An 11,700-nucleotide genomic window follows, 5' to 3' on the forward strand; every position below is an offset into this window, starting at 1 on the left:
AAGCATTCCCCACCGCGTCCAGCATCGAGGAGCGTTTCCCGTGAGCCAGGTTTTCAGCGTCGACCAGCTGGTCGACTTCATGACCCGTACCTATGTCGCCTGCGGCGTGCCGGCGGCCGATGCGCGTTCGACCGCAGAGATGATGATCGAGGCCGACCTGCTCGGGTCCGACGCGCACGGCATCTTCCGGCTGCCGCAGTACGTCAAGCGCATCCGTGCCGGCGGGTTCAACCTGCACCCGCAGATCCGCATCGAGCGCGAGACGGTCGCCACGGCGCTGATCGATGGCGACAACGCCATGGGCCATCTGGTCATGCGCTTCGCCGCCGAGACCGCGATCGCCAAGGCGAAGGTGGCCGGGGTGGCCTGGGTCGGCCTGCATCACGGCAACCATGCGGGCGCCGGCGCGGTCTACGCGCGCATGCCGCTCGCGCACGACATGGTCGGCATCTACGGCGCGGTCGGCAGCGCCAACCACCTGCCGCCCTGGGGGGGCATCGAGATGCTGCTGTCGACCAACCCGCTGGCGATCGCGGTGCCTGCCCACGAAGAGCCGCCGGTGGTGCTCGACATGGCGACCACCGTCGCGTCCTACGGCAAGATCAAGGCGCGCGCGCAGCGCAGCGAGATGATGCCGGAGGGCTGGATGATGGGCAACGACGGCAAGCCGCTGCTCGATCCGAAGCGCGCGTCCGAAGGCTTCCTGATGCCGATCGGCGGGCACAAGGGCTATGGCCTCGCGCTGATCATCGGCCTGCTCGGGGGTTCGCTCAACGGCGCCGCGATGGGCCGCGACGTGGTCGACTTCAATGCCGACTCGAAGAGCGTGACCAATACCGGGCAGTGCATCGTCGCCGTCAGCCTGTCGGCGTTCGGCGACCCCGACACCATCAAGCGCGATGTCGATCGCGTGTCGCGCGAGATGCGGTCGGCGCAGAAGATGCCGGGCGTGGACCGGATCCGCGTGCCGGGCGAGGACAGCCATCGCCGCCATGCCCAGCAGTCGAAGGACGGCATCGCGCTGCCCGCGCCACTGCTCGACATCCTGGGCAACCTCGCCGACGATCTGTCGATCGCGCGCCTGTCCTGAGCCGGCGACCACGCAAGGACTTCCCGCATGCAGAATCCGAACGGCAGTTCAGGCGCCGCTGCAGCACCGGTGCTCGGACGCAGCGCATCCGTGCCGGCACCGGCGCGTATCGGTGACCCGATCTCCGAAGTCGATACTCCGGCCCTGATCGTCGAGCTGGACGCGTTCGAACGCAACCTCGCGCGTATGGCCGCGAAGGTCGCCGCGATGCGTGCGTCCGGCGGCAACCCGGCGCTCCAGTTGCGGCCGCACGCCAAGACGCACAAGTCGCCGGACATCGCCGCGCGCCAGGTGGCGGCCGGCGCGGTGGGCGTGTGCGTGCAGAAGGTGGCCGAAGCCGAGGCGTTGGTCGATGGCGGCATCACCGATGTGCTGGTCAGCAACGAGGTGGTCGGCCGATCGAAGCTGGCACGGCTGGCTGCGCTGGCGCGGCGCGCGACGCTGTCGGTGTGCGTCGACCACCCGGCCAATGCGCGTGCGCTGTCCGAGGCGATGGTGGCCGCCGGTGCGACCATCGACGTGCTGGTCGAGATCGACGTCGGCGCCGGGCGCTGTGGCATGCCGCCGGGCGAGCCCGCCGCGGCGCTCGCGCAGCAGGTGGCGGCATTGCCCGGCCTGCGCTTTGCCGGGCTGCAGGCCTACCACGGCTCGGCACAGCACCTGCGCACTGTCGCCGAGCGGCAACAGGCGATTGCCGGTGCGGTGGCGAAGGCTGCGTCGACGCGTACCCTGATCGAAGCGCTCGGCATCCCGGTGCCGAAGGTCACTGGGGCAGGCACCGGCACCTTCGAACTGGAGGGTGCGAGCGGCCTCTACAGCGAACTGCAGGCAGGCTCCTATATTTTCCTGGATGCCGACTATGCGCGAAACCAGGCGGCCAGCGGCAGCACCTTTGCCGAGTTCGAACACAGCCTGTTCATCCTTTCGACGGTGATGAGCCGTCCGGTACCGGAGCGTGCGGTCTGTGACGTCGGCCACAAGGCCTCGTCATCCGACTCGGGCTATCCGACCGTGCCGGACATCGAAGGCGCCAGCTACGTCGGTGCGTCCGACGAGCACGGCGTGTTGCGGCTCGGGCGGCCGGAGGTCGAACTGGCGATCGGCGACAAGGTCCGCCTGATTCCCGGTCACTGCGATCCGACGGTCAACCTGCACGACTGGTTCGTCGGTGTTCGCAACGGCCGCGTCGAGGCGCTGTGGCCGGTCAGCGGGCGCGGCCCCGGCTTCTGAACCGGCCGGCAGCGGCCGAGGACCCCGTGACCGGGGTGGACGGCAGCGACAATCCCGGACCCGCAAGCCGTGATCAGTGAAGCGCGCCGTCGGCTGGGCCTCTCGGCATTGTTGGTGGCCTCCAGCGGTCATGCCGCTGCGTCGAGCGGGCTGCTTCTGCTGCCTTTCCTGCCCTCCGGCCCCACCGAAATCGTCGGCACCGTTCCTTCGAGCCGTATCCAGCGTGCGATGCAGTCGGCGTCCGGCTCGGCATTGTCCGACGCCGTGGCGCGCGCGGTCGCCCGCATTGCGGAGGGGCATCTCGGGCACCGGCTTGCGGTGGAGCGGATGCCGGCGGCAGGCGGGCAGCGAGCGGTCGAGCAGATGGTCGGTCAGTCGGCGGACTCAGGCAGCCTGCTGCTCGCGAGCGAGGCACTGTGCGTGCACGCGGCGCTCGAGCGCCCGGCGCTGGCTGCGCTGCTCGATCGCCTGCAACCAGTGGCATCCTGCGTTGCGGTGCCGTACCTGCTGCTGCACGGCGCGGCGCTGGCCGATTGTGTGATCGGCAGCGCCGGCCACGGCGGCCGGTCTGCAGCGCTCGCGCGCAGCCTGGCGGCGCAGCGCCGGGCCGGTAGCGCGGCACCGATGTGCCGGGAAGTCGCGTTCAACGGCGGGGCGGCCGCGCTGCAGGCGCTGCTCGGCGGCCAGATACCCATGGCCGTGCTGCCGCGGGCCCTGGCGGGCACCTGGGTCGAGCGGGGCGTGCTGCGCGCAGAGCCGGTGATGTCGGATACCGAGGGGCCGCCCTCGGAAGGCTGGTTCGGCGTGTTCGCACCCTCCAGCTGGGTGGCGCGGCGGGTGACCGCGCTTGGCGAGGCTCTGCAGGCGGGATTCTCCGATCCGGTGCAGCAGGCGTGGCTCGAGCGGCTGGGGTTGCGAGCGATGCCGGAGTCCGGATCAGCGCTGGGAAACCGCATCCGCGAGGAGCGTGACAGCCTGCGCGACCAGAAAAAGCGGGCAGGCTTTTCGGCCTGCCCGGAAAGAGGCAACAGAAGAGGAGGGGGGTCTGTTGCTTGGATTCTTTAGCGACTTGAAGCGCGCAGGACTTTAGGTTCCGATGGCGATTCCAGGCCGGATCTACAGGGCTGCACGGGTCGTCGGTCGGTGGATTTGTCCAATCGATTGATTGGACTGGCGAACCAGATGTGTCCGTCGTCAGGTCCAGACGACAGGCGACCGCCTGCCGGTGATCGATCCCGCCGGCATCTGGCATTTTCGCTGTGTCGCGCTTCGACAATGACGCACCGCACAATCAATGCTTGATTTTGTCAGCGCATCGGCGTACCATCCTTTCCGTGCCAGACGTTAACAGCGTCTCGCATAATCCTCCGAAACCTCCTCCTTTGGTGGATTTTCAGCGGAACCGACAGGTTCCGCTTTTTTTTGCCCGATCGCCGTTCCTCGCGTACCGCTTGTGTTTGCCGTGTTGCACAAGAAGGTGCCCCGTTCAGGCGCGCATGAAGCGGCCCCGTGCGACCAGGGGCGCTGGTGCACGAGCGGGCGCCCGAAAAGGGCTGCAGTGATGGGTCTCGGCCTTGTCCATGGACAAATGAAGCGAGCCAGCGTCCGGTGGCGCAACCGGCATCCCGCGCTTTCCTGCGCGGGCCAGGGCTAACGGCCTGACGGCGACAGTGGCGCGAGCTCCCAGAGTCCGTGTCCCATGGAAGACAACCTGTTGCGGTGCCAGCGCCAGAGCGTGCGCCGGTGCCCGACACTGACGATCGTGGTGTCTGGCAGCGCCTGCACGAGCAGTCCATGCAGCGCTTCCTCCGACGGCTCATCCAGCGCCGAGGTGGATTCGTCGAGGAACAGCAGCGTCGGCTCGAGCAGGAGCGCACGGGCGAAGGCCACCCGCTGCTGCTCGCCGCCCGAGAGTACCTGCGCCCACAGGTCGGACTGGTCGAGGCGGGCAGTGAAGTGTCCGAGGCCGCATCGTTCCAGCACGGACTCGAATCGGGGATCGTCGGCCGGCACCGCGGCGCCGGGATAGCAGAGGGCCTCGCGCAGCGTGCCCGATGGCAGATAGGGCTTCTGTGGCAGGAACAGTACCTCGCCGCGCGGCGGCAGCGTCACTTCTCCCTGCCCATAGGGCCAGATGCCGGCCAGTGCGCGCAGGAGCGTGCTCTTGCCGGAGCCGGACGGCCCGCTGACCAGCAGCGCGTCGCCTGCGCGGATGTCTAGATCCAGCCTGGCGACCAGGAGACGGCCATCGGGCAGGGCCACGTCCAGCCCGCGTACGCTCAGCACCGGCACGGCGCTGGCCTGCCCGGTGCCTGCCTCCGGCTGAGCACTGACCGTCGTGCGCGCGCCCTCGCAGAAGAGAAACCGGTCCGCGCGGCGGGTGCGCTGTTCCGAGTCCAGCATCCGCTGCTCGAAGCCGGTGAGTCGGTCCACCGTCGCCTTCCATGCGGCAATCGCCGGGTAGGCATTGATCAGGTACGACAGCGCACCGTGTACCTGTCCGAAGGCGGAGGAGATCTGCATCAGGCCGCCGAGCTGTATCTCCTTCGCGAAGTAGCGCGGCGCGGAGACCACGAAGGGAAACACGGTGGCAAGCTGGTTGTATCCGTTGCTGAACCAGGTGAGCTTCTTCTGCCGTCGCATCAACTGCCAGTAGTTGGCGAACACGGCGCCGAACCGCGCGCCCAGCCGTGCGCGCTCGCCTGCTTCGCCCCGGTACAGGGCGACGCTCTCGCTGTTCTCGCGCAGGCGCATCAGGCCATAACGGAAGTCGGCCTCATGCCGCTGCTGCTCGAAGGTGAGCCTCGCCAGCGGGCGCCCGATCAGGTTGGCGAGCCAGGTGCCGATCGCCGCGTAGGCCACGGCCGCCCAGACCATGTACCCCGGGACGGTCAGTTCAATGCCCCCGATCGACACGGTGGCCGGGCCGGACAGCGACCACAGCACCACGACGAACGACGCGAGCGTGACGATCGCGTTCATCAGGCCGAGCCCGATCTCCAGCGTCTGGTCGCACATCAGGCGCAGGTCTTCGCTGATGCGCTGGTCCGGGTTGTCGGTGCCGGCACCGGTGCCGGCATCGAGCAGTTGCACCCGGTAATAGGCCTGTCCGGACAGCCACCGTTCGATGTAGCGGGTGGTCAGCCAGCGCCGCCAGCGGACCTGCAGCATCTGGTTCAGGTAGAGCTGGTACACGACGATCAGGATGTAGACCGCTGCCAGCAGCAGGAAGTACCAGAGCAGGGCCACGAAGCCCGGCCGGTCGTAGTCCTGGATCGCGTTGTAGAAGCTGTTGTACCAGGCGTTGACCTGCACCAGCATGAAGACCGAGGCCAGGTTGAGCGCTACCACCGCGCACAGCAGCAGCCACGCCATGCCGCGTTCCTCGGACTTCCAGTAGGGGCATGCGAGGCGCCAGAACAGGCGCAGGAATTCGAGCAATCGCGTCGGCATCGAGAGGGGGCTCCGGTGGGCTCGGCGCACAGTATCATCCTGCAAGAGGCGTGCTGATCCGCAGACCCGTCATCATGGCTTGCCGCGTCGAGCGCGCTGTCCGGAGCGCTGCCGGTGAGCCTGCCGGTGCTCCTGCCGGTGTGCGCGATCGGCGTGCTGGCGGGCGGCAGGCTGGTCGAGCGTCTGTCGCGCGAAAGGCTGCTGCGCGTGATCGCCGCCGTGCTCACCGTGAGCGGTGCGTTGTTGCTGGCGAGGGTCGTGGCCTCCTGAACATCCGGTTGCAGCGTCCGTGCGCCGATGTCAAGCACGATCATTCGGTGCCGGATGCTGCGCGCTGCCGTCCGCTCACTATAATTGCGCCGCGTAGGTGCATGCCGTGCGGCCTGCCCATCGCCTAGATCGCAGCATCGAAAGCGGACACGAATCGACTGCCCGACGTCAAGTCTTGACAGGGCGGCGTGCTTCGAGCAAGCAGCTAGCGGTCACGCGATCGCGCAGGCTGGTGCCTGTTATGGAGGCAACCCGGTCGATCGCAAGCAACGGTGCGGGCTGCGGGGCGGACGGAGCGCGGTTATCCACAACAGGTGTGAATTGTTTTCGGCGCCAAACCAGGTTTCTTGAACGGATCGAATGGCCAACTCTCGTTACGATGAAGGTTCGATTCGGGTCCTGAAAGGGCTCGAGCCGGTAAAGGAACGCCCGGGCATGTACACCCGGACGGGCGATCCGGGGCACATCATTGCCGAGGCGATCGACAACTGCGTCGACGAGGCCCTGGCGGGACATGCGAAGAAGATCGAGGTGACGCTCTACGCCGATGGCTCGATCGGCGTCGCGGATGATGGCCGGGGTATCCCGGTCGGCCCGCACCCCGAAGAGAAGGTGCCGGTGGTCGAACTGGTGTTTACCCGACTGCATGCGGGCGGCAAGTTCAACAAGCGCGCCGGCGAGGCATACTCGTTCGCCGGCGGGCTGCATGGCGTCGGCGTGTCGGTGACCAACGCACTGTCCCGGCGGCTCGATGTCGAGGTGCGCCGTGAAGGCGCGCTGTGGCAGATCGGCTTTGCCGACGGCGACGTGGTCAGCAGGCTCCGGAAGGCGGGCGATGCCGGCCGCGAGACGGGCACGCGCCTGCGCATCTGGCCGAACCCGAAGTACTTCGACCAGCCGAAGGTGCCGCTGGACGAACTCGAACGGCTGCTGCGCTCGAAGGCTGCCTTCCTGCCGAACGTGGCGGTGACGCTCGCCACCGAGAAGGCCGGGGGTACCTTCGAATCGCGCACCTGGCGCTACAAGGGCGGCATCAACGAGTACCTCGAGGAACTGCTTGGCGGCGCCCAGACGCTGACGCCCATCTTTACCGGCGAGAAGTACGCCGGCAAGCCGGCCGAGAACGACAGCTTCGCCGAGGGCGAGGGTGCCGCCTGGGCGATCACCTGGGCCGAGGATGGCTCGGTGGTGCGCGAGTCCTACGTCAACCTGATCCCGACCGCCGCGGGAGGCACGCACGACAGCGGGCTGCGCGAAGGGCTGTTCAATGCGGTGAAGAATTTCATCGACCTGCACAACCTGCTGCCCAAGGGCGTCAAGCTGCAGCCGGAGGATGTGTTCGGACGCGCCTGCTACATCCTGTCCGCGCGCGTGCTCGACCCGCAGTTCCAGGGGCAGACCAAGGAACGCCTGTCCTCGCGCGATGCCGTGCGGCTGGTATCCACGATGGTGCGCGACCCGTCCGATCTCTGGCTGAACGAGCACGTCGAGTATGGCCGGGCGATCGCCGAACTGGCCATCCGCCAGGCGCAGCAGCGGATGCGCTCCGCGCAGAGCCGGGTCGAGAAGAAGAAGGGTTCCGGGGTCGCGGTTCTACCTGGGAAACTCACCGACTGCGAATCGTCGGATCCGCGCGACAACGAGGTCTTCCTGGTGGAGGGCGACTCGGCCGGCGGTTCCGCCAAGCAGGGCCGCGACAAGAACCTGCAGGCGATCCTGCCGCTGCGCGGCAAGGTGCTCAACTCATGGGAGCACGAGCGCGACCGGCTGTTCGCGAACAACGAGATCCACGACATCGCGGTGGCGATCGGCGTCGACCCGCACGACCTCGACGCGCCCGACGCGGTGGTCGAGAACCTGCGCTACGGCAAGATCGCGATCATGGCCGACGCCGATGTCGACGGCTCGCACATCCAGGTGCTGCTGCTGACGCTGTTCCTGCGCCATTTCCCGAAGCTGGTCGAGCGGGGCAACGTGTACATCGCCAAGCCGCCGCTGTATCGGGTCGACGTGCCCGGCCATGGCAAGCGCCTCGCGCGGAAAGTCTATGCGCTAGACGATGCCGAACTCGTGTCCATCGAAGACAAGCTGCGCAAGGAAGGCGTGCGCGACGGGTCCTGGCAGGTGCAGCGATTCAAGGGCCTGGGCGAGATGAGCGCCGAGCAGCTGTGGGAGACCACGATGAACCCGGCGACGCGCCGATTGCTGCCGGTGGCGATGACCCGTGCCGAACTGGCCGAGACACACAAGGTATTCACGATGCTGATGGGCAAGGGGGAGGCGGCTTCACGCCGCGCCTGGATGGAACGGCACGGCAACGAGGTGGAAGCGGATGTCTGACCGGTTCAGCCTGGAGTATGAGCGGAGGGGCACTCGATGAGCGGCAACGCAGACCAGCCGGACCTGTTCGGCAGCGGGCGCGACGTCGCCGTCGTACCCGAGCCTGCCGTGGCGGTGGCAGCCGGTGCCGGGGGTGTGCCACCGCGCGCGCCGGGCGCACTGCCGGCAATGCCCGACGGCGATGCGCTGCCGCTATCGCTGTTCGCCGAACATGCATACCTGTCGTATGCGATGTCGGTCGTGAAGGGGCGCGCGCTGCCCGATGTCTGCGACGGCCAGAAGCCGGTGCAGCGCCGGATCCTGTTCGCGATGCGCGAGCTCGGACTGACGTCGACCTCGAAGCCTGTGAAGTCGGCGCGGATCGTCGGCGAGGTGCTGGGCAAGCTGCACCCGCATGGCGACCAGTCCGCGTACGACGCCATGGTGCGGCTGGCGCAGGACTTCACCATGCGCTACCCGCTGGTCGACGGCCACGGCAACTTCGGGTCGCGCGACGGCGACGGCGCGGCGGCGATGCGCTACACCGAAGCGCGGCTGGCGCCGATCGCCGAACTGCTGCTGTCCGAGATCGAACAGGGCACGGTCGATTTCGTGCCGAACTACGACGGGGCGTTCCGTGAGCCGACGCTGCTGCCGGCACGGTTGCCGATGCTGCTGCTGAACGGCGCATCCGGCATCGCGGTCGGCATGGCCACCGAGGTACCGTCGCACAACCTGCGCGAGGTCGCCTCGGCCGCGGTCGCGCTGATCCGCAACCCCAAGCTCGATGTCGATGCGCTGCGCGGCTTCGTGCCGGGGCCGGACTTCCCGGGTGGGGCGCAGATCATCTCCCCCGACGATGACCTGCGCTCGGCCTACGACACCGGGCGTGGCTCGCTCAAGGTGCGGGCACGCTGGGCATTCGAGGAACTGGCGCGCGGGCAATGGCAGGCGGTGATCACCGAGCTGCCGCCCGGCGTTTCGGTGCAGAAGGTCCTCGGCGAGATCGAGGAACTCACCAACCCGAAGGTGCGCGCGGGCAAGAAGACGCTGACTCAGGATCAGGCTCAGCTCAAGCAACTGACGCTGTCGGTGCTCGAGAAGGCCCGCGACGAGTCGAGCAAGGATTCACCGGTGCGGCTGGTACTGGAGCCGCGCAGTTCGCGCCTGGACCGCGACGAGTTCATCAACACGTTGCTCGTGCACACCAGCATGGAGTCGAGCGTGTCGGTGAACCTCGTCACCATCGGCCGGGATGGCCGGCCGCAGCAGAAGTCCCTGCGCGGGGTGCTCGCCGAGTGGATCGACTTCCGTTTCGATACCGTGCGCCGTCGCTGCGAACACCGGCTGGCCCAGGTCGACGAGCGCATCCACGTGCTCGAAGGCCGGATGCTGGTGCTGCTCAATGTCGACGAAGTGATCCGGGTCATCCGCAATTCGGACGAACCGAAGCTGGAGCTGATGGCCGCGTTCAAGCTGTCCGAGCGGCAGGCCGAGGACATCCTCGAGATGCGGCTGCGCCAGCTGGCCAGGCTCGAGGCGTTCAAGGTCGAGCAGGATCTCGAGGCCAGGCGCGGCGAACGTGCCGAGCTGCTCGAACTGCTCGAGAACCCGGCGTCGATGAAGAAGCTGATCATCAAGGAGATCGAGACCGACGCGAAGCAGCATGGCGACGCGCGCCGTACGCTGATCAAGGCGTCCGAGCGGGCCAGCGTCGAGGCAGCGGTGGTCGACGAGCCGGTGACGGTGATCTTCTCGACCAAGGGCTGGGTGCGCGCGCGCAGCGGCCATGGCCACGACTGGAGCCAGTTCACGTTCAAGGAAGGTGATGCGCTGCAGTATGCGCGCGAGGTGCGCACCGTCGACCAGGCGGTGTTCCTCGATACACGCGGCCGCGCCTACACGGTCCCGGTCGCCCAGCTTCCGGGCGCGCGCGGCGACGGTGTGCCGGCGCCTTCGCTGCTCGATGTGCAGGAGGGTGCGCGCATCACCCAGATGGTCGCCGGGCGGCCGGAAGAGTGCGTGATGCTCGGCGGCACCGGTGGCTATGCGTTCTGGTGCACGCTCGGCGACATGCAGTCGCGGATCAAGGCCGGCAAGCAGTTCATGGGGCTCACTCCAGACGAAGAGCCGGTCAAGCCGATGATCTTCCAGGCGGCGTCGACGCCCTCGGTCGCGGCGGTGTCGGGCGCCGGCCGCCTGCTCGTGTTCCCGATGGAAGAGTTCAAGCAGTTGTCGGGCGGTGGTCGCGGCGTGATCGCGATCGGCCTCGATGACGGGGAACGGCTGGTCGCGATCGGCCCCTGCAACGGAAAGTCGCTGCGGCTGGGCGGCACTGCCCGCATGGGAAAGGTCGGGGACATCGAAATCCGCGGCGCCGAACTCGCAGACTACAATGGCCGCCGTGCGCGCAAGGGGTTGCTGCTGCCCCGGAAGTTCCGCGCCGACGAGGTGCTGCCCGGGCCTGCGTGAGCGTTTGGTTCAATCAGCAATTGACAAGCGCCCCGGTCAGCGCCAAAATCCGCGATTCGCATTTTTGGAGGGGTTCCCGAGCGGTCAAAGGGATCAGACTGTAAATCTGACGGCTCTGCCTTCGAAGGTTCGAATCCTTCCCCCTCCACCACGCTTTCCCAGCAGTTCCCGCATCCGCGGCAGTACCCGCCGCGTCAGATGTTCTGTCAACGAATCAAGCATCTGGTCAATTGATTTACCCAGTTCATGCATCGCAGCCGGCTCCTACGGATGAACCGAAGCCGGCGGTCGAATCCGCCCCTCGACCAGGTGATGCCGTCTTCACCCAGGCCGGTACCCGCGTCCGGAGTCAGGATGCGGATGTCGTGTCCGCGTCTGGCCGTTCCGGAGGTTCTGGCAGGGCTGCCAGGGCAGGCGGTTGGTCGGAAGCACGCGCGGGTGTAGCTCAATGGTAGAGCCATAGCCTTCCAAGCTAAAGACGAGGGTTCGATTCCCTTCACCCGCTCCAGAATGTCTCGCGTCACCCGAATATCCCGAACCCCCCCGAATACGCAGCACCCGCCACGCGTCACCCCGTTTTCGCCCATGTAGCTCAGTGGCAGAGCACTCCCTTGGTAAGGGAGAGGTCGCCCGTTCAATCCGGGCCATGGGCACCATCATCAAGGCCGCAGGCCCCGCCTCACAAGCCCAATCGTTCAAACCCACTCGCATCCGCAGCAGGAGCTCCAGTCATGGCCAAAGGAAAATTCGAACGCACGAAGCCGCACGTGAACGTCGGGACGATCGGTCACGTCGACCACGGCAAGACGACGCTGACGGCGGCGATCACGACGATTCTGTCGCGCAAGTTCGGCGGCGAGGCGAAG

General features: G+C 67.4%; 8 protein-coding genes and 3 tRNA genes. 10 read left to right on the plus strand and 1 reads right to left on the minus strand.

Translation table 11 applies throughout. From position 1 onward, the window contains the following. The first annotated feature begins 79 nt into the window (after positions 1–79). The 3 genes from ING98_20685 to ING98_20695 all read left to right on the plus strand — a co-directional run bounded on the left by ING98_20685 (position 80) and on the right by ING98_20695 (position 3,385). The gene (locus tag ING98_20685; protein MCA3104295.1) at positions 80–1,090 is read left to right on the plus strand and encodes an Ldh family oxidoreductase; all 1,011 of its coding nucleotides are present in this window, start codon (positions 80–82) and stop codon (positions 1,088–1,090) included. Positions 1,091–1,117: 27 nt separating this feature from the next. Then, the gene (locus tag ING98_20690) at positions 1,118–2,320 is read left to right on the plus strand and encodes a DSD1 family PLP-dependent enzyme (protein MCA3104296.1); all 1,203 of its coding nucleotides are present in this window, start codon (positions 1,118–1,120) and stop codon (positions 2,318–2,320) included. A 264-nt stretch (positions 2,321–2,584) separates the two neighbouring features. Further along, positions 2,585–3,385, plus strand: a complete 801-nt coding sequence (locus ING98_20695; protein ID MCA3104297.1) for a hypothetical protein — start codon at positions 2,585–2,587, stop codon at positions 3,383–3,385. A 585-nt stretch (positions 3,386–3,970) separates the two neighbouring features. Here ING98_20695 and ING98_20700 read toward each other — a convergent pair. Further along, a complete protein-coding gene (locus ING98_20700) occupies positions 3,971–5,773 on the minus strand; it encodes an ABC transporter ATP-binding protein/permease (protein ID MCA3104298.1) in 1,803 nt (600 codons plus the stop codon). Positions 5,774–5,887: 114 nt separating this feature from the next. Between ING98_20700 and ING98_20705 the strand changes: the two genes are divergently transcribed. From ING98_20705 to tuf, 7 genes are all read left to right on the plus strand, one after another. Continuing rightward, on the plus strand, positions 5,888–6,043 hold the full coding sequence (locus ING98_20705) for a hypothetical protein (GenBank protein MCA3104299.1): 156 nt from the start codon (positions 5,888–5,890) through the stop codon (positions 6,041–6,043). A 360-nt stretch (positions 6,044–6,403) separates the two neighbouring features. Beyond that, positions 6,404–8,383, plus strand: a complete 1,980-nt coding sequence (locus ING98_20710; protein ID MCA3104300.1) for a type IIA DNA topoisomerase subunit B — start codon at positions 6,404–6,406, stop codon at positions 8,381–8,383. Between the two features lie 168 nt (positions 8,384–8,551). After that, complete coding sequence (parC, locus tag ING98_20715; protein ID MCA3104301.1) at positions 8,552–10,834, plus strand: DNA topoisomerase IV subunit A; 2,283 nt, start codon at positions 8,552–8,554, stop codon at positions 10,832–10,834. 66 nt (positions 10,835–10,900) lie between these two features. Beyond that, positions 10,901–10,985 (plus strand) — tRNA-Tyr (locus ING98_20720). A gap of 283 nt (positions 10,986–11,268) precedes the next feature. After that, a tRNA-Gly gene (locus ING98_20725) sits at positions 11,269–11,342 on the plus strand. 73 nt (positions 11,343–11,415) lie between these two features. After that, positions 11,416–11,490: transfer RNA gene (locus ING98_20730), tRNA-Thr, on the plus strand. Between the two features lie 75 nt (positions 11,491–11,565). After that, a partial coding sequence (gene tuf / locus ING98_20735; protein ID MCA3104302.1) for an elongation factor Tu occupies positions 11,566–11,700 on the plus strand: 135 nt, incomplete at its 3' end.

The sequence above is a fragment of the Rhodocyclaceae bacterium genome (assembly GCA_020248265.1).
In the GTDB taxonomy this organism is placed as follows: domain Bacteria; phylum Pseudomonadota; class Gammaproteobacteria; order Burkholderiales; family CAIKXV01; genus CAIKXV01.